25 protein-coding genes and 1 tRNA gene are annotated in these 22,123 nt (G+C 59.6%); 13 read left to right on the top strand and 13 right to left on the bottom strand.

What is annotated here, in order from left to right:
- Positions 1–75: 75 nt before the first annotated feature.
- The 3 genes from ACRY08_RS07660 to ACRY08_RS07670 are packed head-to-tail and all read right to left on the bottom strand — an operon-like array spanning position 76 to position 1,555.
- A complete protein-coding gene (locus ACRY08_RS07660; RefSeq protein ID WP_055188564.1) occupies positions 76–312 on the bottom strand; it encodes a F0F1 ATP synthase subunit C in 237 nt (78 codons plus the stop codon).
- Positions 313–372: 60 nt separating this feature from the next.
- Positions 373–1,176 (bottom strand): F0F1 ATP synthase subunit A, encoded by an 804-nt coding sequence (locus tag ACRY08_RS07665; RefSeq protein WP_432449617.1) that lies wholly within the window; start codon positions 1,174–1,176, stop codon positions 373–375.
- Between the two features lie 28 nt (positions 1,177–1,204).
- Entirely contained in the window at positions 1,205–1,555 is a 351-nt protein-coding gene (locus ACRY08_RS07670; RefSeq protein ID WP_432449320.1) for an AtpZ/AtpI family protein, read from the bottom strand.
- A gap of 229 nt (positions 1,556–1,784) precedes the next feature.
- On the opposite strand from ACRY08_RS07670, the gene ACRY08_RS07675 reads away from it, so the two are divergent.
- Positions 1,785–2,117, top strand: coding sequence for an ArsR/SmtB family transcription factor (locus ACRY08_RS07675; RefSeq protein WP_432449321.1), 333 nt, complete (start codon positions 1,785–1,787; stop codon positions 2,115–2,117).
- A gap of 108 nt (positions 2,118–2,225) precedes the next feature.
- Here the strand turns inward: ACRY08_RS07675 and ACRY08_RS07680 are convergent, their stop codons facing one another.
- The gene (locus tag ACRY08_RS07680) at positions 2,226–3,116 is read right to left on the bottom strand and encodes a LysR family transcriptional regulator (RefSeq protein WP_432449322.1); all 891 of its coding nucleotides are present in this window, start codon (positions 3,114–3,116) and stop codon (positions 2,226–2,228) included.
- A 104-nt stretch (positions 3,117–3,220) separates the two neighbouring features.
- Here ACRY08_RS07680 and ACRY08_RS07685 point away from each other — a divergent pair, with 104 nt between their 5' ends.
- Positions 3,221–3,784, top strand: coding sequence for an FMN-dependent NADH-azoreductase (locus ACRY08_RS07685; protein WP_432449323.1), 564 nt, complete (start codon positions 3,221–3,223; stop codon positions 3,782–3,784).
- A 170-nt stretch (positions 3,785–3,954) separates the two neighbouring features.
- On the opposite strand, the gene ACRY08_RS07690 is transcribed toward ACRY08_RS07685, so the two are convergent.
- Positions 3,955–4,041, bottom strand: a tRNA-Leu gene (locus tag ACRY08_RS07690).
- A gap of 116 nt (positions 4,042–4,157) precedes the next feature.
- Here ACRY08_RS07690 and lipB point away from each other — a divergent pair.
- The 4 genes from lipB (at position 4,158) to ACRY08_RS07710 (ending at position 7,918) form a co-directional block, all read left to right on the top strand.
- Entirely contained in the window at positions 4,158–4,838 is a 681-nt protein-coding gene (gene lipB, locus ACRY08_RS07695) for a lipoyl(octanoyl) transferase LipB (protein ID WP_432449324.1), read from the top strand.
- Positions 4,839–4,967: 129 nt separating this feature from the next.
- Positions 4,968–5,450 carry a c-type cytochrome gene (locus ACRY08_RS07700; RefSeq protein ID WP_432449325.1) on the top strand — a complete coding sequence of 161 codons (483 nt, stop codon included), beginning with the start codon at positions 4,968–4,970 and terminating at the stop codon, positions 5,448–5,450.
- Between the two features lie 198 nt (positions 5,451–5,648).
- Positions 5,649–7,322 (top strand): cytochrome c oxidase subunit I, encoded by a 1,674-nt coding sequence (locus tag ACRY08_RS07705; protein WP_432449326.1) that lies wholly within the window; start codon positions 5,649–5,651, stop codon positions 7,320–7,322.
- Between the two features lie 77 nt (positions 7,323–7,399).
- Positions 7,400–7,918 carry a DUF2244 domain-containing protein gene (locus ACRY08_RS07710; RefSeq protein ID WP_432449327.1) on the top strand — a complete coding sequence of 173 codons (519 nt, stop codon included), beginning with the start codon at positions 7,400–7,402 and terminating at the stop codon, positions 7,916–7,918.
- A gap of 65 nt (positions 7,919–7,983) precedes the next feature.
- Here the strand turns inward: ACRY08_RS07710 and ACRY08_RS07715 are convergent, their stop codons facing one another.
- Positions 7,984–8,442 (bottom strand): GatB/YqeY domain-containing protein, encoded by a 459-nt coding sequence (locus tag ACRY08_RS07715; protein WP_432449618.1) that lies wholly within the window; start codon positions 8,440–8,442, stop codon positions 7,984–7,986.
- 195 nt (positions 8,443–8,637) lie between these two features.
- On the opposite strand from ACRY08_RS07715, the gene carA reads away from it, so the two are divergent.
- Together carA and ACRY08_RS07725 are read left to right on the top strand one after the other, a co-directional pair.
- Positions 8,638–9,810 carry a glutamine-hydrolyzing carbamoyl-phosphate synthase small subunit gene (gene carA, locus ACRY08_RS07720; protein WP_432449328.1) on the top strand — a complete coding sequence of 391 codons (1,173 nt, stop codon included), beginning with the start codon at positions 8,638–8,640 and terminating at the stop codon, positions 9,808–9,810.
- 211 nt (positions 9,811–10,021) lie between these two features.
- A complete protein-coding gene (locus ACRY08_RS07725; protein ID WP_432449329.1) occupies positions 10,022–11,935 on the top strand; it encodes a glycosyltransferase family 2 protein in 1,914 nt (637 codons plus the stop codon).
- Here ACRY08_RS07725 and ACRY08_RS07730 read toward each other — a convergent pair.
- Entirely contained in the window at positions 11,907–12,551 is a 645-nt protein-coding gene (locus ACRY08_RS07730; protein ID WP_432449330.1) for a GntR family transcriptional regulator, read from the bottom strand. The genes ACRY08_RS07725 and ACRY08_RS07730 overlap by 29 nt on opposite strands.
- A 152-nt stretch (positions 12,552–12,703) precedes the next feature.
- On the opposite strand from ACRY08_RS07730, the gene ACRY08_RS07735 reads away from it, so the two are divergent.
- The 3 genes from ACRY08_RS07735 to ACRY08_RS07745 all read left to right on the top strand — a co-directional run bounded on the left by ACRY08_RS07735 (position 12,704) and on the right by ACRY08_RS07745 (position 14,906).
- Positions 12,704–13,378: a pyrimidine 5'-nucleotidase gene (locus tag ACRY08_RS07735; RefSeq protein WP_432449331.1), complete on the top strand. Its 675-nt coding sequence runs from the start codon at positions 12,704–12,706 to the stop codon at positions 13,376–13,378.
- 3 nt (positions 13,379–13,381) lie between these two features.
- A complete protein-coding gene (locus tag ACRY08_RS07740; RefSeq protein WP_432449332.1) occupies positions 13,382–14,593 on the top strand; it encodes an FAD-dependent monooxygenase in 1,212 nt (403 codons plus the stop codon).
- Positions 14,594–14,705: 112 nt separating this feature from the next.
- Entirely contained in the window at positions 14,706–14,906 is a 201-nt protein-coding gene (locus ACRY08_RS07745; RefSeq protein ID WP_432449333.1) for a hypothetical protein, read from the top strand.
- A 6-nt stretch (positions 14,907–14,912) separates the two neighbouring features.
- On the opposite strand, the gene ACRY08_RS07750 is transcribed toward ACRY08_RS07745, so the two are convergent.
- Complete coding sequence (locus tag ACRY08_RS07750) at positions 14,913–15,383, bottom strand: Lrp/AsnC family transcriptional regulator (RefSeq protein WP_432449334.1); 471 nt, start codon at positions 15,381–15,383, stop codon at positions 14,913–14,915.
- Positions 15,380–15,835: an Lrp/AsnC family transcriptional regulator gene (locus tag ACRY08_RS07755; protein ID WP_432449335.1), complete on the bottom strand. Its 456-nt coding sequence runs from the start codon at positions 15,833–15,835 to the stop codon at positions 15,380–15,382. The genes ACRY08_RS07750 and ACRY08_RS07755 overlap by 4 nt, the downstream gene beginning before the upstream one ends.
- A gap of 139 nt (positions 15,836–15,974) precedes the next feature.
- Here ACRY08_RS07755 and ilvC point away from each other — a divergent pair, with 139 nt between their 5' ends.
- Positions 15,975–16,997: a ketol-acid reductoisomerase gene (gene ilvC / locus ACRY08_RS07760; RefSeq protein ID WP_432449336.1), complete on the top strand. Its 1,023-nt coding sequence runs from the start codon at positions 15,975–15,977 to the stop codon at positions 16,995–16,997.
- A gap of 89 nt (positions 16,998–17,086) precedes the next feature.
- Positions 17,087–17,989, top strand: a complete 903-nt coding sequence (locus tag ACRY08_RS07765; protein ID WP_432449337.1) for a DMT family transporter — start codon at positions 17,087–17,089, stop codon at positions 17,987–17,989.
- A gap of 110 nt (positions 17,990–18,099) precedes the next feature.
- On the opposite strand, the gene glmM is transcribed toward ACRY08_RS07765, so the two are convergent.
- The 4 genes from glmM to ACRY08_RS07785 all read right to left on the bottom strand — a co-directional run bounded on the left by glmM (position 18,100) and on the right by ACRY08_RS07785 (position 22,119).
- A complete protein-coding gene (gene glmM, locus ACRY08_RS07770) occupies positions 18,100–19,446 on the bottom strand; it encodes a phosphoglucosamine mutase (RefSeq protein ID WP_432449338.1) in 1,347 nt (448 codons plus the stop codon).
- Positions 19,447–19,450: 4 nt separating this feature from the next.
- Positions 19,451–20,455, bottom strand: a complete 1,005-nt coding sequence (gene folP, locus ACRY08_RS07775; protein WP_432449339.1) for a dihydropteroate synthase — start codon at positions 20,453–20,455, stop codon at positions 19,451–19,453.
- Entirely contained in the window at positions 20,452–21,351 is a 900-nt protein-coding gene (locus ACRY08_RS07780; RefSeq protein WP_432449340.1) for a dihydroneopterin aldolase, read from the bottom strand. The genes folP and ACRY08_RS07780 overlap by 4 nt, the downstream gene beginning before the upstream one ends.
- A gap of 99 nt (positions 21,352–21,450) precedes the next feature.
- Positions 21,451–22,119, bottom strand: coding sequence for a cell wall hydrolase (locus tag ACRY08_RS07785; RefSeq protein ID WP_432449341.1), 669 nt, complete (start codon positions 22,117–22,119; stop codon positions 21,451–21,453).
- Positions 22,120–22,123: the final 4 nt, after the last annotated feature.

Raw genomic sequence — 22,123 nt, forward strand, 5'->3', positions numbered from 1 at the left:
TCTTAAGTCCTCTGGAACCGAGTTACTTGGGGCGAAACGCGGACGCCTCGCCCCGGCGTAAGGATGGTTCAGGTCTTAGACAGCAAACATCAGCAGCAGAGCGACCAGGAACGAGAAGATGCCCAGGGCTTCTGCAAATGCGATACCGATGAAGAGCGTCGCGGTCTGAGCGGCAGCTGCCGACGGGTTGCGCAGAGCACCGGCCAGGAAGTTACCAGCAACGTGGCCCACACCGATAGCGGCGGCACCCGAACCGATAGCTGCCAGACCTGCACCGATGAATTGACCCATTTGAGCGATATTGCCTTCCATTGTGATTTCTCCTTACGTTGGAATGCTTGAATTAGGATTGGTGAGCGGGCTGCAACCGTCTTAGTGCGACGGATGCAGAGCGTCTTTCAGATATACGCAGGTCAGGATTGTGAACACGTAGGCCTGGATGAAGGCCACGAGCACTTCCAGTGCGTAGACGGCCGAGATGGCCAGGATCGGCAGGAAGCTGAACATGCCCAAGGCAGCAGCGAAGCCGGCGAATACTTTAATAACTGCGTGGCCGGCCATCACGTTACCAGCCAAACGAATGGAGTGGCTGACGGGGCGCACGAAGTACGAGATCAGTTCGATCACGGCCAGGATCGGGCGCAGTGCCAGCGGTGCCGACGACACCCAGAAGAGGCCCAAGAAACCCATGCCGTTCTTCACAAAGCCCAGCACGGTCACGAAGACAAAGACGATCATGGCCAGCACAGCCGTCACAGCGATGTGGCTGGTGGCGGTGAAGGATGTCGGGATCAGGCCAAGGAAGTTGGCAAAGAGGATGAACATGAACAGCGTCATGATGCCGGGGAAGTATTTCACGGCGTCCTTGCCAGCCACATCTTCGACCATCTTATAGACAAAGCCGTAAGCCATTTCGGCAACCGACTGGCCGCGTGTCGGGATGATCGCACGACCGCGCGAACCAACAACCAGCATCAAGACGATGCCGATGATGGCCAGAACCATCCAAAGCGTCTGGTTGGTGGGGGTGAAGGTGCCAAGGTGGTCCGAGCCAAACAGCGGCTTGATCTCGAACTGATCCATCGGGTGGATGGCCAGACCCGGATGTTCAGGCGCGAACAGCAGACCCGACAGCAGGACCAGAGCCAGCACGGCAAAGAATGCGATTTTGACGATCGGGCCTGCACCCTGTTTTGCGCCTTGTTCAGCCACGTGACGTTCCCTCTTCTTTCGCAGCATCCTGCGCGTCCTGCGCATCTGCCGCTTTCTTCTGCATCTGGGCCGCGGTTCCCAACATGACTTTCATGCCTGCCGCGAAGCCCAACAATATGAACAGCACCATGAATATCGGCTTGGTCCCAAAAAGACTGTCCAGCCCGTATCCGATGCCAAAGCCGATCACCAGACCGACCGTAAGCTCTATGACCATCTGCCAAGCGAAAGACGCTTGATTGTAGGCCGCGTCGCCGGTGTTTGCCGTGTCTTCTTCGCCCTTCGCCTTTTTCAGGCGCGCCTCGAGCTCTTTCAGGCGCTCGGCATCGGGTTCATTGGACAAGGGAAATCCCTCCGGTGACAGTTGCCCATGTGCTAAGGCGTGAGGCGCCATGAGTCAACGGCGTTTAGCGCCAACAGAGAACCACTTAAGGCATTGTAAGTTATGTATTTTTCAAAGTTTCGAGATTCTTCCCCGCGGCAATCAAACCCGAAAAGCCACAAATCCGCCCTACAGGGATTATTCAACCGTTTGGTTGACGATTGCTCCCAGCGCGCATAGGGCTTTGAACATGCACAACCGGCTTGACCTTGTATTTGCCGCGCTGTCAGACCCGACGCGCCGCGCCATTCTGACCATGCTTCTGGAAGATGACATGGCCGTCACGGATGTGGCTGATCCTTTTGACATGTCACTGGCCGCAATCTCGAAGCACCTGACCATCCTGACCCGCGCAGGGCTGATCAAACAGGAAAAGCGGGGGCGGGTGAAATGGTGCAAGCTTGATCCCGGCGCGATGAGCGAAGCGTCGGTCTGGATGCAGGGGTTTGGACAGTTCGAACCGGTCAATCTGGACGCGTTTGAACGGTTTTTGGAAGTCGAACTTGGGGACGAAAGCCCCTAAAGCGTTTCGGGATAAACTGGTCGCACATGTTTATTCCAAAACACCCACGACACTGATTTCTTATGCCGCGTTTCGATTTCCCCTGCTTCAGGCCAAATCCGAAACGCTTTAGGGCAAGCTTATCCCCGGCTCTTGCGCCGCCCAGTCTTTTGCCGCCTGCTTCAGATGCCCCAAAACAGCCTGCACTTTTGCGGTGCGGTGAAGGTCCACATGCGTCACCAGCCAGAACTGCGAGCGCCATTCAGGCCGGGGCGCCAATAGCTCGATCAGGTCTGGATGCTGACCTTTGGGCGCAAATCCCACCCCCGCCCCGGCCAGCAAGGCCTGCTGCAAGGACACGTCATCTGACACGCGAAAGACGATGTTTTCCTCTGGCACATTCTCTTTGATCCAACGCACGAACGGCGCACGAGAGGTCGCATCATCCCCACCAATGAACCGGTGCTGGTCCAGCGTGTTCGCAGTCGGCAGCCCGTAGCGTTCTACATAAGATGGCGCGACGCAGAGCGACAAATCCATATTGATGAATGGCAAGGCAACGTTGTCAGGTTCCGTGGGCGCATCACCTGCCCGGATGGCCACATGGGCCTCGCCATATTCCAGCCGAAACAACCGCAGCCCGGTGCGCAGAATGACCCGCGTATTGGGGTGCTCATGCTGAAACCCCGCCAGAACCGGCGTCAAACGGCGCGAGAACGTGGCCAGAGCCGTGACAACAACATCACCGGTCACTTCTTCGCCCTGCCCCTTCAGGCGCGCGCCCAGTTGGATGAATTGTTCTTCGGTGGCATCGGCAATGCGTGCAAGATCTGCCCCGGCTTCCGTGGGGGTGTAGCCGCGCGCATGGCGCTGGAACAGCTTCACCCCCAGCCGCGCCTCAAGCGCATCCACATGACGGATCACCGTGGCATGATGAATGCCCATGGCCTCGGCTGCGCCGGAAACGGTGCCCGCACGGGCCACGTGATAGGCGGTTCGGATTTCATCCCAGTGGTCCATGGCGACCCTCATGTGCATTTTTAAACAATATATGTGAATTATCACAAGTTGCGTTCTAAAATGCAAGGGTGCACCTATGGGGCAACATCAACGGAGACAAACTCATGACCCATATCCTTCGCATTGACAGCTCAGCTCGCACCGATGGCTCTGTTTCGCGCCAACTGACCGACGAGGTCATCGCCCGCTATCCCGGCGCCACTGTGACCACGCGCGACCTCTCGGCTGGCATTCCCCATATGGATGCCGCCTGGACCGCCGCGACCTTCACACCACCTGAAGCCCGTGATGACAGCGCAAAATCCGCCCTTGCCCTGTCGGACGAGATCGTGGCCGAAGTTCAGGCCGCCGATGTCATCGTCATTTCGATGCCTGTCTACAATTTCTCGATCCCCTCGACCCTGAAGGCCTGGGTCGACCAACTGTCGCGGGTTGGCGTGACGTTTCAATACACCGAGAACGGCCCCGTGGGCCTTTTGGAAGACAAACCCGTGATCGTGGTCAGCGCCTCGGGCGGCACCCCGGTCGGGTCGGATATGGATTTCGCCTCTCCTTATCTGCGCTTCATCTTTGGCTTCATGGGGATCACGAACCTGCAGTTCATCGGCGCAGCTGGCGAGGCTGGCGTAGAGCCTGCCAAGACGCAGATCGCGGCCTTGGCGGCGTAGCCGATAGAAACTCCAAAAGAATCAAACGAAGGGCGTCCGCGGGCGCCCTTTTTGCATTCTCCGCGTGCGTCTTCCTATCAGGAAAATCCCGGGTATTCGCTGCGCAAATTCCCCGCCGCTTTATATCTATGGGAACCGTTTCTGCTTCAGCTTTCTTCGCAAACTGAAGTTGGTGCGGTCGGTGGGACTCGAACCCACACGAGTGTTACCTCACAGCGACCTCAACGCTGCGCGTCTACCAATTCCGCCACGACCGCATGTCAGGCTAGGTGAGGCGCTACATAGCGAAGGGGCCAAAGCTTGTGAAGGGCAAAAAAGCGCGTCGCAGAAAAATACGGGCAGGCGTTTTGACAAAGGTCACCGGGACTGCCAAATGAACGGTATGAAAGCCTTGCCTGATATGCCGCCCGTGACTTGGGAAACCGCCGATACCCTTGTGGATTACGAGGCCGCGGTCGCCCGTATGGAAGCCCATGCCAACGCGATGGCGCGTGGGGAAGCGGGCGAGATGATCTGGCTTTTGGAGCACCCCCCGCTTTATACCGCCGGTACCTCTGCCGACCCCGCCGATCTGGTGGCGCCGGACCGCTTTCCGGTCTACCCGTCCAAACGCGGCGGGCAGTATACCTATCATGGGCCCGGGCAGCGCGTGGCCTATGTGATGCTGGATCTTGGCAAGCGTGGACGGGATGTGCGTGCCTTTGTGGCAGCACTGGAAGACTGGGTGATCCGCACGCTGGACCAGTTCAACGTGAAAGGCGAAACCCGGGACGGGCGCGTGGGTGTCTGGGTGGTGCGCGATGACAAGCCGCTGACGGCTCTGGGGCAAAATCCCGAAGACAAGATCGCCGCGATTGGTGTGCGGCTGCGCAAGTGGATCAGCTTTCATGGCATCTCGATCAATGTGGAGCCGGAACTTGAGCATTTCACCGGCATTGTGCCCTGCGGCATTACCGAACACGGCGTGACCAGCCTTGTGGATCTGGGCCTGCCCGTCACGATGGATGACGTGGATGTCGCCTTGAAGCAGGCGTTTCACGAGGTTTTTGGCTAAAACCCGCCAATTCTCGCCATACAATGGCATGCGACAGCACGCCCCCTTTTATTCCCCTTGCAATTATCGCAGGTTCCGATGGAATGTCGCACCCGCGACGCGAACGACTGAAACGCACAAGGACACATCATGAAGACGATTCTAGCTTCTGCCGCCACGATCATCGCCCTGTCGGGCACCGCCTTCGCCGAAGGTGATGCGACCAAGGGTGAAAAAGACTTCAAGAAATGCAAATCCTGCCACGCGATTGTCAGCCCTGATGGAGACGTGATCTTCAAAGGCGGCAAGACCGGCCCGAACCTTTATGGCATTGTTGGCCGTGCAGCTGGCACGATGGAAGGCTTCAAGTATGGCGCGTCGATCGTTGCCGCTGGCGAAGCGGGCACTGTGTGGGATGCCGACAATCTGGCCGCTTACATCAAGGACCCGAAAGGCTTCCTGAAAGAGGCCACCGGTGACAGCAAAGCCAAGTCGAAGATGACCTTCAAATGGGGCAAGCCCGAAAACATCATCGCCTTCCTGGCGACCTTCTCGGCCGAGATGCCGGCTGCTGACGCAGCCGAAGAAGCCCCCGCCGAAGCTGCCGAAGGCGAATCGACCGCAAGCGAATAAGCAAAACGGGGCCTCGCGGCCGCATAATTGCGCTAACACCGCGCCCTGCCGGGAAAAATTCACGGCAGGGCGCATTTTTTTTGTGATTTGCGACCATTGCGTCGTTGCCCCGGACCCTCCCTGCATATTAAACACGTTAAAAAGCCGGGAAGGGTGACCCCCTGCCCTGGTTACGTTTAACCCCAAAGGGAGGGATACATGGCGGACGCAGCCATTCACGACCATGATCACCACGACGAGCGCGGGTTCTTTACCCGGTGGTTCATGTCGACCAACCACAAGGACATCGGTATTCTCTACCTGTTCCTTGCGGGCCTGACCGGCCTCATCTCGGTCACGTTCACTGTTTATATGCGCCTCGAGCTGATGGAGCCCGGCGTGCAATATATGTGCCTTGAAGGTGCACGTTTCATTGCGGATTCAGCCGCAGAATGTACCCCCAACGGCCACCTGTGGAACGTGATGATCACCTATCACGGCGTCCTCATGATGTTCTTCGTTGTGATTCCAGCCCTGTTTGGCGGTTTCGGCAACTATTTCATGCCGCTGCAGATCGGTGCACCGGACATGGCCTTCCCGCGGATGAACAACCTGTCCTTCTGGCTTTACGCCACGGGTGTTGCCCTGGGTGTGGCCTCGCTTCTAGCGCCGGGCGGCAACGACCAGCTCGGCTCAGGCGTTGGCTGGGTTCTGTACCCGCCGCTGTCCACCACCGAGGGCGGATACTCGATGGACCTGGCGATCTTCGCCGTGCACGTCTCGGGTGCCTCGTCGATCCTGGGTGCGATCAACATCATCACCACCTTCCTGAACATGCGTGCCCCCGGCATGACGCTCTTCAAGGTGCCGCTGTTTGCCTGGTCGATCTTCGTGACCGCATGGCTGATCCTTCTGTCGCTGCCGGTTCTGGCAGGCGCCATCACCATGCTTCTGATCGACCGTAACTTCGGCGGGACCTTCTTTGACCCTGCCGGCGGTGGCGACCCGATCCTTTACCAGCACATCCTGTGGTTCTTCGGCCACCCGGAAGTCTACATCGTGATCCTGCCGGGCTTTGGCCTGATCAGCCACGTGATCGGCACCTTTGCGCGCAAACCGATCTTCGGCTACCTGCCGATGGTCTGGGCGCTGATTGCAATTGGTGTCATCGGCTTCGTTGTCTGGGCACACCACATGTACACCGTTGGCATGTCGCTGCAGCAGCAGAGCTACTTCATGCTGGCCACGATGGTCATCGCGGTGCCTACGGGTGTTAAGATCTTCTCGTGGATCGCGACCATGTGGGGCGGCTCGATCGAGTTCAAGACGCCGATGCTCTTTGCCTTCGGCTTCCTGTTCCTGTTCACCATCGGTGGTGTGACGGGTGTGGTTCTGTCGCAGGCCGGCGTCGACCGTCTGTATCACGACACCTACTACGTTGTGGCGCACTTCCACTACACCATGTCCATGGGCGCAGCCTTCTGTATCTTTGCAGGCATCTATTTCTGGTTCGCCAAGATGTCGGGCCGTCAATACCCGGAATGGGCGGGCAAGGTTCACTTCTGGCTGTTCTTCATCGGCGTGAACGTGACTTTCTTCCCGCAGCACTTCCTGGGCCGTCAGGGCATGCCGCGTCGTTACATCGACTACCCGGAAGCCTTTGCCTACTGGAACAAAATCAGCTCGATCGGTGCGATGATCTCGTTTGCCTCGTTCCTGTTCTTCATCGGCATCGTGTTCTACACCCTGCTGGCTGGCCGTCGCGAGACCCGCGCCAACTACTGGAACGAATACGCGGATACGCTGGAATGGACCCTGCCCAGCCCGCCGCCGGAGCACACCTTTGAAATCCTGCCCAAGCAGGAAGAGTGGGATAAGGGCCACTCGCACTAAGGTGACACACACTTATGAAAAGGCCCGGCAGCGACCGGGCCTTTTTCTTTTCAACGCCAATCACGGGATGATCAGCGATGCCCTATGAGTGGGTCGAGCCACAGGCACAAGACGCAGTCGACGGGGATGCCCCCATCGCCGAGCTGCATTTGTGGCCCTACCGGTCCCTGCCCCGACGTGGCTTTGTCTGGATCATGGCGATGGGATTTGGTTTCGCACTTGTGCCGATGCTGGCCCTTTTGGGATCGTCGCTTTTGTGGGGGCTATTGCCCTTTGCGTTGGGCGCGCTTGGACTGCTGTGGTTCTTTATCGAAAAAAGCTACCGCGACGGCGAGATTCTGGAAGAGCTTCGCATCTGGAAAGACCACATGATCCTGTCCCGCCATGGTCCCGGCAAGGCGTTTAACGAGTGGCAGGCCAACCCCTATTGGGTCACGGTAGAGCTGCACAAAACCTCTGGCCCCGTGCCCGATTATGTGACCCTGAAAGGGGGCGGGCGTGAGGTCGAGATCGGGGCTTTCCTGTCAGAGGAGGAACGCCCCGTGTTGCACGAAGAGTTGTCCAGACGTCTTATGCAGCTCAAGTCACATCAGTAACCGGCGCATGAAAAAACCGCGGGGCTTGCGCTCCGCGGTTTCAAAATTCCTGCCTGTTGGCGTGTTCAGCCCAGCTTGTCTTTCACCATGGGGCCGACCTTGCCGAAATCCATCTGGCCGGTGAACTTGGATTTCAGGACACCCATAACCTTGCCCATATCGCGAATGCTTTCGGCCCCGACCTCGGCAATCGCGGCGGCCACTTCAGCAGCGGTTTCGTCATCAGACAGCTGCTTGGGCAGGAAGTCCTCGATGACCTCGATTTCCGAACGCTCCTTTTCGGCCAGCTCCAGCCGCCCGCCCTCTTCATAAGCGCGCGCACTTTCCTGACGCTGCTTCACCATCTTGCCAAGGATCGCCAGAATGTCGGCATCTGTGATTTCGGCCTCCTCGCCTGTACCACGAAGCGCGATGTCGCGGTCCTTGATCGCGGCATTGATCAAACGAAGCGTCGAAAGGCGTTCGGCATCTTTGTTCTTCATCGCCGTTTTCAGAGCGTCATTGACGCGGCTGCGCATGTCCATGGGTCCATCCATCTCAAGTGGCCAACACAAAGTCCGCAACTTAGCGAAAACACTTCCGGCATTCAACAGGGTCAATTATCGCCTAACCCCTTGTAAAATAACATTATGGCAATTTTCCTCCTTTCTGCACTGCCCCTTGACCCCACCCGCGCGCACCTCTAGTTTCGCGCCAATTTGTCGATCGGGAGTCGTTCAATGTCCGCTGCCTCTGCCCCTCTTCAGGAAACTGCCAAACCCACTGCCTGTCTGGCCCTTGCCGATGGCACCATCTTTTATGGTCACGGCTTTGGTGCCACCGGCACCACCACGGCCGAGCTGTGTTTCAACACCGCCATGACCGGCTATCAGGAAATCATGACCGACCCGTCCTATGCAGGTCAGGTGGTCACGTTCACCTTCCCCCATGTGGGCAATGTGGGCGTAAACCCCGAGGATGATGAAACCGGCGACCCGGTTGCCGCAGGCATGGTGGTGAAATGGGACCCGACCGAACCCTCGAACTGGCGTTCGGTTGACCGGCTGGTGGACTGGCTGGAGAAACGCGGCCGCATCGGCATCGGGGGTGTGGATACCCGCCGCCTGACCCGTGCAATCCGCCAGCAAGGTGCGCCCCATGTGGCCATCGCCCATGACCCCGACGGGAATTTCGATATCGAGGCGCTGATTGCCCAGGCGCGTGGCTTTTCTGGCCTTGAAGGTCTGGATCTGGCCAAAGAGGTCACCTGCGCGCAGAGCTACAAGTGGGACGAGATGCGGTGGGCCTGGCCTGATGGCTTCCCTAAGCAAGACAATGCGCGCCACAAAGTTGTCGCGCTGGATTTCGGTGCAAAACGCAACATTCTGCGCTGCCTTGCTTCGGCCGGATGTGACGTGACCGTGCTGCCCGCCACCGCCACTGCAGACGAGGTGCTGGCCCACGAGCCTGACGGTGTGTTCCTGTCCAACGGCCCCGGTGACCCTGCAGCCACGGGCGAATATGCCGTGCCGATGATCAAACAGATCCTCGAGACCACAGACCTGCCCGTCTTCGGCATTTGTCTGGGTCACCAGATGCTGGCGCTGGCCCTTGGCGCCAAGACGATCAAGATGAACCACGGCCACCACGGCGCCAACCACCCGGTCAAAAACAACGACACTGGCAAAGTCGAGATCACCTCGATGAACCACGGTTTTGCTGTGGATACAGACAGCCTGCCTGAAGGCGTGATCGAAACGCATGTCTCGCTGTTTGACGGGTCGAACTGCGGCATTCGCATGGAAAAGCGCCCGGTCTATTCGGTGCAGTATCACCCCGAAGCAAGCCCCGGCCCAATGGACAGCTACTATCTGTTTGAGAACTTCGCCAAGGCGATGGATGCACGCGGCTGACCGGCATCTGTGACAAAATTGCAGAGAATTTTTGAGACGGCGGCTTGGTTAAGCCGCCGTTAACCTGTCATTAACCACTTCACACCCATGCTGGTCTGGTCTGACAGCCAACGAGCATAAAATGCCGCCCCCAAACCTGCGTCTCGTTCACGATAGTTCTTCCCGCGCGACGCCCCATCAGCAAATGGGGTCAACGGGTACGCATGGGCCCGTGTTCACGACCCTTTCGCAAACATCGCCACAAGACAGGCCACGCCCCGATCCATCGCGGCGCAAACCGTTGGGGCAGGTGCTGGTCGAAATGGGCGCGCTGTCACCCGAACATCTTGCCATGGCCGTCTCGCTTTCCGCGCGCGAGGATGCACGGTTCGGCGACATTCTTGTTGCCAACGGGTGGGTACGGCCCGCCGACCTTTACGCAGGTCTGGCCTGCCAGTTTGGGTGCAGCCTGGCCGATCTGTCTTCGGAGCCGCCAGACGTACGTCTAATCGACCAGTTAGGGCCGGATTTCTGCATTCAAAACGGCGTGTTACCATGGAAACAGGTCGGCGGCGGCACGGTGGTCATCTGCGCGCGCCCCGATGAGTTCGAACGTCTGTCCAAAGACTTCCCCGTAGAATGGGGGCGCTGTTTCCTGGCCATCGCGCCGGAACGCGACATCCACACGGCTTTGATCAACCTGCGCCACCGCACATTGGCCATCCGTGCTGAAAACAGGGTGAGCGAAGCCGAAAGCTGCCGGGGGTGGCGCCGTGGCGCTGTTGCACGGTTTGCCTTGGCGCTTTTGATCGCAATGGCGGGGCTTTTCATGATCTCGTCCTTCACAGGCTTCGTGGCTTTGGTGGCCTGGGCCGTTCTGACGCTGTTGCTGAACTCGTCCCTCAAGGCCATTGCGGCATGGCAGTTTTACAAACGCAAATCCTCCGAAGCCGCCCCGTTTATCTCGTCGCGCAGCGCTCAGGGGTTTCTGAAACTGCCCACGGTGTCGATCCTTGTGCCGCTTTACAAGGAACGCGAAATCGCCGGACGTCTGGTCAAACGGCTAGAGCGCCTGTCTTATCCGCGCGAACTGCTCGATATCTGTCTCGTGGTCGAAGAGGACGATGCGCTGACGCAGGAAACGCTTGCCTCATCTGAACTGCCCCGATGGATGCGCCAGATTGTGGTGCCGCGTGGCGTGGTCAAAACCAAACCGCGCGCGATGAATTTTGCGCTGGATTTCTGCAAAGGCTCGATCATCGGCGTCTACGATGCCGAGGACGCCCCCGCCGCTGATCAAATCCACAAGATCGTCCGTCGTTTCTCCGAGCGCGGGCCCGAGGTCGCCTGCCTGCAAGGCAAGCTCGATTTCTACAATGCCCGCACCAACTGGCTCAGCCGCTGTTTCACCGTGGAGTATGCTACCTGGTGGGGACTTGTATTGCCGGGGATCGAACGGATGGGCTTTGCCATTCCGCTGGGCGGCACCACGCTGTTTTTCCGCCGCGCGGCCCTTGAAGAACTGGGCGGATGGGACGCGCATAACGTGACCGAAGACGCCGATCTTGGCATCCGGCTGGCGCGCCACGGATACCGGACCGAACTGGTGGATACGGTCACAGAAGAGGAAGCCAATTGCCGGGTCTGGCCTTGGATCAAGCAGCGGTCACGCTGGATCAAGGGCTATGCGATGACCTATGGCGTGCATATGCGCAATCCTCGCCAGCTGCGCCGCGATCTGGGGTGGTGGAAATTCCTGGGTTTTCAGATTCTGTTTCTTGGCGCCCTGTCGCAATTCCTGCTGGCCCCGATCCTGTGGACCTTCTGGGCCTTTCCTCTGGGACTGCCCCATCCGCTGCGTGGCGTTATGCCCAGCGAGCTTTTGATCATCCTTGGGGCCGTCTTCATGGCGACTGAGATTCTGACGATCACCGTGGGCGTTCTTGCGGTCAGCAATGTAAAACACGCATGGCTGCGTTACTGGGTGCCGACCCTGCATTTCTATTATCCGCTGGCGTCGCTGGCCGCCATGAAAGGCTTCACCGAAATTGTCACGAAACCCTTTTACTGGGACAAAACCCAGCACGGGAAGTTTGACAAGCGGGATGCCTCTGCGGCTACTCCCCCGCCATCGAATCCAGTTTGATCCGGGTTTCAAAAGCTTTCGAGATATGGGCGCGCAGGGCCGACCGGGCGGCGTCCTGATCGCGTGCCTCGATGGCCGTGACAATGGCGTCATGTTCGGCAACGGCCGTTTCGCTGCGCCCTTCAGCCGCCAGCGATGTGGTGGCCAAAAGCGCCATGGTGCGATGCACAAGATCAAGCTGTTGCACCAGATAGCGGTTGTGCGAGGCAAGGTGCAGTTGCTTGTGGAACCGCCGGTTCGACCGGGCAAGCGCCGCCGGGTCATCCAACCGGTTGCGATCATCCTCGACCATCTCACGAAGCACGCGGATTTCCTCGGGGGCGGCATGCTGCGCGGCCAGTGAGGCCGCGAGCCCTTCCAGCTCGGCACGCACAACGTAAAGCTCGGCCAATTGATTGTGATCCAGCGAGGCCACGATCAGGCTGCGCCCGTCACGGGTCAGAAGTGACTGGGTTTCCAGTCTCTGCAAAGCTTCACGAATAGGCGTGCGGGACACGCCGAACCGATCCGCAAGCTCGCTTTCCACCAGCCGGTCGCCGGGCTTGTAGGTGCCCAGATCAATCGCTTCGAGGATCATCTCGTAAGCGTCCCGATGTCCTTGCCTTCCGTCGGCCATGGCGCTGTCCCTCCCGGCGCATTTGTCATCCGCACACATAAACACGCAGGCTTCGTCATGGCAAACCCCAAGCACGTGGCTTGTGGTCGCATTGCCCCCAAAACACCATTTCCACCCTTTCACCCTGCGCCCACCCATTGTAGCGTCACGCCATGGTCGCCGATCACTTCAACCACGTCAGCCACTGGGTCTTTGACCTGGACAATACGCTTTACCCGCCCCATGCGCGGCTTTTCGATCAGATCGAGATCCGCATGACCAATTGGGTGATGCAGGAGTTGGGCGTTGACCGGCACGAGGCCGACCGGCTCAGGCATCACTACTGGCGCACACATGGCACGACGCTGGCCGGCTTGATGCGTGAACACGGTGTGGATCCCGCCCCCTATCTGCAAGATGTGCACGATATCTCGTTTGACAGCCTCGACCCGGACCCGGAACTGGCAGCCCATATCCAATCGCTGCCGGGGCGCAAGATCGTCTATACCAATGGCTCGGCCCCCTATGCCGAACAGGTGCTGGCCGCGCGCGGTCTGGCGGGTCTGTTTGACGCGGTCTATGGCGTCGAACACGCAGATTTCCACCCTAAACCCGACCGCGCGGCCTTTGAGCGGGTCTTTGAACGAGACGGCGTATCGCCCGAGGTTGCCGCGATGTTCGAGGACGACCCGCGCAATCTGGCCGTCCCACACGCGCTGGGGATGCGCACGGTCCATGTGGCACCGGACCCTGCCCCAGCTGATCATATCCACCATCACACTGATGACCTGACCGGGTTTCTTGGCCGCCTTGTGGATGCGGCCTGCCCGCCTGCCTCTAAGGATTGACCCATGCCCGACACCAGAACCGAACATCAGGCAGACATCTTTATTTCGGGGGGCGGCATTGCCGGGCAGGTCACGGCCGCGGCGTTTGCAGCAGCCGGGTTCACGGTGGTGATGGCCGACCCGTTTGTGCCGGTCACCACGGCGGATGAAGAGGCGTCTGACCTGCGATCCACCGCCTTCTTGCGCCCAGCACGTCAGCTTTTTGACCGGATCGGGTTGTGGCCCGTGTTGGAGCCGCATGCCAAACCTCTGGACCAGCTTGCGGTCATCGACACAACCGGCTGGCCACCCGTGGTGCGCGACCGCCGGGTGTTTCGATCCGACGATATGGGCGAAGAGCCCTTTGGCTGGAACCTGATGAACTGGGTCGTCCGGCGCGAGATTTGGGATTACCTGCAAACCCAGCCCCGCATCACGCCACTTTACGGCACCGGCTTTCGCTCCATCGTGCAGCGCACAGGTGAAATCATCGTTTCACTGACCAATGGCGATCAGGTACGCGCACGGATGGGCATCGCCGCAGATGGCAAGTTTTCCCCCCTGCGCGAGGCGGCCGGAATCAGCGTTTCAACCACGCGCTATGGGCAGAAATCGCTGGCTTTCACGGTCACGCATGACGCGCCGCACGACAATATCTCGACCGAGATTTACAACGAAGGCGGCCCCTTCACCATCGTGCCGCTGCCTGACATGGACGGCAAACATGCCTCGGCCATCGTGTGGATGAACAAAGGCCCGCGCGCCCAGGAGCTGATGGATATGGAGGTGCCCGCCTTTGAGGACGTGATGTATGAACGTTCGACCGGGTTGCTTGGGCGGATGCAGCTGATGGGGAACCGGTCGGTCTGGCCGATCATCACGCAGACCGCTGATCAACTAAGCTCGGGTCGCGTCGCGGTGGTGGCCGAAGCCGCGCATGCATTGCCCCCGATCGGTGCGCAGGGGTTGAACACATCGCTGAACGACGTGATTTCACTGTTGGAACTGGCTGAAGCCAGCCCCGAGACCTTGGGGGACCCCGCGATGATGCGCGCTTATGAAAAGGCGCGTGCCAGCGACATTTCACGGCGGGCCCGCGTGATTGACCTGTTCAACCGTGTCACACGGTCCGGGGACAGCGTGATGCAGGCGGTGCGTTTGTTGGGGCTGAAAGCGGTTCATGACGTGGCCCCGATGCGCAAACGGGTCATGCGGGCGGGGCTTGGCCCGAGCTGATCCATGACAGAATTTCTGCACTGCGGCACGGCGCCGCATGACAGGAATGTCGCATGTTATTTCTTTAACCCATGCAGTTTATCCGGTTCCACACGCGAACAGGAGAACGCATATGTCGACCAAACTTACCCCCGCTGAAAAAGCCGCCGAAGCACGCGCCGAAAAGATTGCCTTCATGATCATGGGCGCGATTGTCGCCGCATTGGTTGTTGGCTTCCTGATCAAAGGTGTGGCCGGTGTTGGTCTTGTGGCACTTGCCACGGTTCCGGTGATTTATCTGCTTTTGGTCACGATGGCCGGCGGCAAGGGCTAAGAAGCTTCACGCCTCGGCCGTTCCAAGCGGGCCGGGGCGCCTTTCCTCCGACAAAAGCACATTGGCTTCGACATCGCCCACGCCGGGCAGCGTCATGATCCGGCGTCTGAGCACCCGTTCGAAATCGGAAATGTCGCGCGCCACCACGCGCAGGCGGTAGTCATAAAGCCCCAGCACATGTTCGACGGTCTGCACCTCGGGTATGGCGGAGACCGCGCGTTCGAAATCCTCCAGACTGACGCGCCCTTTGGTGGCCAGCTTCACCCCCAAAAACACAGTCACGCCAAAGCCCAGTGCCTCGCGATCCAGATCCAACCGCCGACCGGCAATCACGCCCAGATCCGTGAGCCGCTTGATGCGGCGCCAGGCGGCCGGTTGGCTCAGGCCCACGTCGCGCCCCAAAGCGCCAGCGGATCGGGTCGCGTCCTCGGACAGAAGGCGCAAAAGCGCAAGGTCGATATCGTCAAAATCGCTCACAGCGGCAGGCTTTCGTCAGATTTAATCCGCGCCACATGCATAAGCGCCTCGATATCGGCGATATGTGGCAATGCCAGAATTTGGTCGCGATAGATGCGCTGATAGTCGGGCATATCGCGCGCAATAACCGACAGGCGCACATCCACCCGCCCGACAAAGGTTTGAATCTCGATCACCTCGGGAATGGCGCGCGCGGCGTCGATGAAATCGTCAAAGGCGCGGGTTTGGGTTTTGTCGAGCGTCACGCGCAGGCTGACCTCGACCTCATAGCCCAGCGCGCGCCAGTTGATCACAGCGCGCGGGCCGCGCAGGATGCCTTGGTCACGCAACCTTTCAACCCGCCGCGATAGCCGTGCCGCTGACAGCCCCACACGCTGGGCCAACTCAGCCCCGGCAAGGGAAGAGCTGGCCTGCATCTGGCGCAATATGCGTCTATCAAGATCGTCAAGCATGAATTTTAAACTATCATCATTCAATACGAATAGAAATACGCATATTTGATGAATATATCGCGCGTAACCCACTCGAACCTCTGCAAATCATGCCTATGATGCGATCCAGAACAAAAACTCATGCAACGGAGCACCCGATATGCGCGTTTACTACGATCGCGATTGCGACATTAACCTGATCAAAGACAAAAAAGTGGCCATCCTGGGCTATGGCAGCCAAGGCCACGCCCACGCGCTGAACCTGCGCGACTCGGGCGCCAAGAACCTTGTTGTTGCCCTGCGCGAAGGCTCGGCTTCGGCCAAGAAAGCTGAAGCTGAAGGTCTGGAAGTCATGGGCATCGCCGAAGCTGCGGCTTGGTGCGACGTCATCATGTTCACCATGCCCGACGAACTGCAGGCCGAGACCTACAAGAAATACGTTCACGACAACATTCGCCCTGGCGCAGCCATCGCTTTCGCCCACGGGCTGAACGTGCACTTCGGCCTGATCGAGCCGAAAGAAGGCGTCGACGTGATCATGATGGCCCCGAAAGGCCCGGGTCACACGGTACGTGGCGAATACGTCAAAGGCGGCGGTGTGCCCTGCCTTGTGGCCGTTGACACCGACGCAACCGGCAAAGCGCTGGAAATCGGCCTGTCCTATTGCTCGGCCATCGGTGGCGGCCGCTCGGGCATCATCGAGACCAACTTCCGCGAAGAGTGCGAAACCGACCTGTTCGGTGAACAGGCTGTTCTGTGCGGCGGCATCGTAGAGCTGATCCGTTGCGGTTTCGAGACCCTGGTTGAAGCCGGCTACGCCCCGGAAATGGCTTACTTCGAGTGTCTGCACGAAACCAAGCTGATCGTGGACCTGATCTATGAAGGCGGCATTGCCAACATGGACTACTCGATCTCGAACACTGCAGAATACGGCCAGTACGTCACCGGCCCGCGCATCCTGCCCTATGAAGCCACCAAGAAAGCCATGAAGGAATCGCTGGAAGACATCCAGACCGGTAAATTCGTGCGTGACTTCATGCTGGAAAACGCTGTTGGTCAGCCGACCATCAAAGCCGCCCGCCGTCACAATGACGAGCACCAGATCGAAGTGGTTGGCAAGAAACTGCGCGACATGATGCCGTGGATTTCCGCTGGCAAACTGGTCGATCAGGAAAAGAACTAAGACCCGAAACGCAGCGGGTTGATTTCCGCCGCGCAGACAGGTCAAGTGGGGCGTCCGATTGCGGGCGCCCCTTTTCGTTGAGAGCACCAATGACAGACAATCCCACATCCCGCGACTGGGCGGGCGTCATAACCCTTGGCCTGATCTGGGGTGGCACGTTCATGGTCGTGGCCATTGCGCTGGAGGGTTACGGCCCCGTGACCGTGGCCACCGCCCGCACCACGTTGGGGGCACTGGCGCTTTGGGGTTTGATGCGGGTGATGGGCAAGACGATGCCCGGACTGTCCGGCGCGCTGTGGTGGTCAATCTCGATCATCGGCATATTGTCCACTGCCTTGCCCTTTGTGCTGCTCAGCTGGGGGCAGCAATATGTGCCCTCGGCCTTTGCCGGGTTGTCCATGGCGGCAATCCCGCTGATGGTGCTGCCGCTGGCGCATTTCTTTTCCGACGAGCCGCTAAACGCGCGGAAATTCATCGGTGTGTCATTGGGATTCTGCGGGGCGTTGGTGCTGATCGGGCCGGGGCTCATGCAACTGGGTCAGGGCACCGAGCCGCTGGCGCAGCTGGCCTGTGTGGGCGCGGCGTTTTGCTATTCGCTGGCCTCGATCCTGACCCGTCGCTGCCCGCCCATTGATCCGCTGGTGCTGGCCACTTTGACGTTGGTGGTGGGGTCGGTGTTGTTGTTGCCCATCATGTTGATGACCGAGGGTGTGCCGGACTGGCAAGGTGCGCGCCCCGGTTTGGCCATCATCGCGCTTGGCCTTTTGCCGACCGCTCTGGCCACGCTGTTGCGCGTGTCCATCATACGCTCAGCCGGGTCCGTTTTCATGACGCTGGTGAACTATCAGGTGCCTGTCTGGTCGATGGTATTCGGCGCGTGGATCTTGTCGGAAGCACTGCCCGTCCGCTTTTACGTGGCGCTGGGGCTGATCCTGACAGGCCTCGCCATCAGCCAGTGGTTCAGCCTGCGCAAGATGTTGATCGGGCGCTAAAGCGTTTCGAGATTAAGCCCGATCACAACTGGATTTCGAAACGCCCACAACATCAATAAGTTCCGCGCGTTTCGACATATTGTCGTGCCTCAACAATATGTCGAAACGCTTTAGGCGGTCACGGCCTCAACTTCGGCCACGATCCCGTCAACCACCTCGTTCAAAAGCGCCTCGTCCTCGCATTCCGCCATGACGCGGATCAAAGGTTCGGTGCCTGACTTGCGGATCAGCAAACGGCCTTTCCCGATCAGGCGCGCTTCGGCATCCGCAATGGCCGCTTTCACCTGCGCAGCCTCCAGCGGCGTCTGACCATCCGAGTAGCGCACGTTCTTCAGAAGCTGCGGCACGGTTTCAAACACCTTACACAGCTCAGAGGCGGGCTTGCCGGTTTCCACCATACAGGCCAGGAATTGCAAACCGGCCAAAAGCCCGTCGCCGGTGGTCGCAAAGTCGGTCATCACGATGTGACCGGACTGCTCGCCCCCCAGATTATAGCCACCCGCCCGCATCGCTTCGACCACGTGACGGTCACCGACCTTAGTGCGCACAAGCTCCAGCCCGCGCGCAGCCATGTGACGTTCCAACCCAAGGTTTGACATCACCGTGGCCACCAGCTTGCCACCTTTCAGGCGGCCCGCATCGGCCCAATGGGTGGCAAACAACGCCATCAGTTGATCGCCATCGGCTACCCGGCCCTTTTCGTCGATGATCATGATGCGATCCGCATCGCCATCCAGACAAATGCCCAGATCGGCGCCCGTTTCCACAACGGTGCGCGCCGCCAAAGCGGTGTCCGTGGACCCGCAACCCTTGTTGATATTTGTCCCATCAGGCGAGACGCCCACCGGCACAATCTCGGCCCCCAGCTCCCAAAGTGCAGAGGGCGCCGCGCGATAGGCCGCCCCGTTGGCACAGTCGATCACCACCTTCATTCCAGTGAGCTTCTTATGCTCGGGGAAGGTGGTTTTCAGATACTCTGTATAGCGCATCCGCCCTTCGTCGATCCGCCGTGCGCGGCCAATATTTTGCGGCTGCACCGGGTCGACACCTTCATGCACAAGGCGCTCGATCTCGGCCTCGTCTTCATCCGACAGTTTGAACCCGTCGGGGCCGAAAAATTTGATGCCATTGTCGTGAAACGGATTGTGCGAAGCGGAAATCATAATGCCCAAATCCGCCCGCATCGAATGGGTCAACCGCCCCACGGCGGGCGTTGGAACAGGCCCCAGAAGCAGCACGTTCATACCCGTCGAGGTCAGGCCAGCGGTCAAAGCGTTCTCGATCATATAACCCGACTGGCGCGTGTCTTTGCCGATCACAACCCGATGTCCGTTCGAATGATCGCGCCGGAAATGCCGCCCCGCCGCAGCGCCCAGTTTCAACGCCATTTCGGCGGTCATCGGCCAGCTGTTGGCCAGCCCGCGCACCCCGTCGGTCCCAAATAGTTTCTCGACCAAATCACTATCCTCTTTGCGTCAAAGATTGCTGCAATAGCAGCGCCTGTCGCGTCTCGAATGTATCATGCACCCGCAATATCTGCGCCCCATGCGCCACCCCATGCAGGGCCACGGCCACCGAGCCTGCAAGCCTGTCCTTGGCATTTTCAACCTGCCCGATCGTGCCGATGAACCGCTTGCGCGACACGCCCAGCAGCATGGGCAATCCAAGGTCATGTAACAGTGCAAGGTTCCTTAGCAAAGTCACATTGTGTTCCAAAGTCTTACCAAACCCGATGCCCGGATCGGTGATGATCCGGTCGCGTTTCACCCCCTTGGAGGTTGCGAAATCAATACGCTCCTCCAGCGCGGCCATCACGTCAAACACCACATTGTCATAGCGTGGTGCCAGCTGCATCACGTCAGGCTTGCCCTGCGCGTGCATCAGGCACACCGGCACGTCACGTTCTGCCACCAGATCAGCCAGCTCGGGGTCAAAGGTGAAGGCCGCCACGTCATTCACGATATTCGCGCCCGCATCCAAGGCGGCCTCGGCCACGCGGGCTTTGCGCGTGTCGATGGAAATGGGTGTGGTGATGCCGGCGGCACGAATGGCTTTGATCACCGGGGCGGTGCGGCGAATTTCTTCGTCCAAACCAACTTCTTCGGCGCCGGGTCGCGTACTTTCGCCGCCAATGTCCAGAATATCCGCATCCCCCGCCATGATGCGCGCGCGGTCCACGGCGGCCTCCAGCGTGACATGATCCCCGCCATCCGAGAAACTGTCTGGCGTGACATTGAGCACGCCCATGATCCGCGGCTCATCCAGCGTCAGGCCGCAGAGATCAGGACGCGGGGCAGACAGGCGGTTCAAAACAGACGGGTCGCAATCCTCGGCAGGCTGGCGGACACTGGCGCCGTCCTTATCCATGACGATCACCTCGTCAAACCATGCATGGGCCGCTCCGCCCAGCGCCGGCCCTGCAAATGGCTGACCCTGACGGGGCACGGGATAGTGGCGTTCGGTCATGGCATGTCCTCCACAGCGATTGGGCGGGTCACCAAAGCGTCCCGGTCAGTGTTAGATACGTCAACAATCAACATATCGCGCGCGCCGATCTCGCCCGCGAACCATCGTGCCAGCTCCAGCCCTTCAGCACCGCGCGGCCCCTGCACGGCATCCAGCACCATCTTTGAAGGGGTCCAGACCGAAAGCTGCCCGTTCTTCATGCCCCAGTCCAGCTCGGTGCGGGTGCCAACCGGGACGCAGCGCGGAAGGCGCGCTGCCAATGCCCATGCCGCGCGTTCAATGTCCAACAAGGCAATCCGCCGCGCCGCCCCGGACAAATCCGCCCCGCCATCTGCCGCGGAAAGGGTCACGATCAGGGGGTGTTCGCTGGCCTGCTGCGCGTCAAATATTGCATCAAGCGTGCCCGCCTGCAGCGCGGCCTGCGTCAGGTGCAAAATGCGCGGGCGCGGCGTGTCCGAGGCCAGCTCTACATCGTTGTTATCCACGCGTCGACGCACGATCTCGACACCAAGATTGCCGGGACCCCGATCCAGCTTTTCAATCCGCACAAAAACGCGCAAAGGCTGCGGTTCGTGCAAAATCCGATCCGCAATGCGTTCGGCAAGTGTTTCCAGCAAGTTCAACCGTTCTGCCGCCAATTCGGCCGTGATCGCTTCGGTCACCGCGTCATAGGACAAGATGTCATCCACATCATCCGTTTCGGCACCACTGCTGGGCGCCACTTCGACCACCACGCTGATCTTCAGGCGTTGGGTCACGTCGCGCTCGGCCTGAAAGGCGCCGATCTCGACCTCGGTGATATGGTCGCGCACGGAAATCCGGTCAGGAGGATTGTCCCCCCCCATTTGGGCGGCGCGGGTTTCTAGCGGGGAAAAAGCTGTGGTGCTCTGGGTCATGCGGGCCTCGGTCATCTGAACCAGACCATGCCCTGAACACACAGGGATTGACCAGTCGAAAGCGACCGGGCGAACGTGTTTGCGAACCGTCCGTCCAGTTTAGCCGGGCATCCGATAGAACCGATGCACCCCGATGGAGGCGGTGCGGGCAAAGACCGACGCCCAACGCGGCGACACGGCGGTGGTGTGATAATGCGTTGCCCCCGCGGTCAGGTTGCGCGGCGCGCCATCGATGACAGCCCGCGCGATCTTGCCAACACGTGCAAAGGAGGCAGGTTCATGGATCACCTCGGCGCGGCCATCACAGGTATAGGTGAACTGGCAGGCATATTTGCGCCCGGTGCCCTGATTGATCACCCCGCAGATCGTATTCGGGAAGCGGGCGTGTGCAACACGGTTCATGATCACCTCGGCCACGGCAAACTGACCTTTTACGGTTTCCCCACGCGCTTCGAAATACAGCGCTTCGGACAGGCAGCGCCATTCGGCATCCTGTTTTGGCGCGGGCTGGGCGGCAAGCCAGGCATGTGTATATGCCACCGGCGAAGCACCGTCCTCTGCGCCATTCGCCTGCGGTGGTTTCGCTGACGGCAAACTGCCAAAACGCGCGATGCTCGCACCGCTCATCGCCCCCATGCCCGCCTTTTGCTGATGCAACAAGGCGCTGAAGGGATTGCTGCGATCCAGCCCGGAAACGGGTGAAGCAGCCAATGCCACGCCCAAGCCAACGGCCATCGCGGCAGCACGAAAAGCGTTTGATGAGAACATGTTA

This window comes from Aliiroseovarius marinus (assembly GCF_050881025.1).
Classification (GTDB): domain Bacteria; phylum Pseudomonadota; class Alphaproteobacteria; order Rhodobacterales; family Rhodobacteraceae; genus Aliiroseovarius; species Aliiroseovarius marinus_A.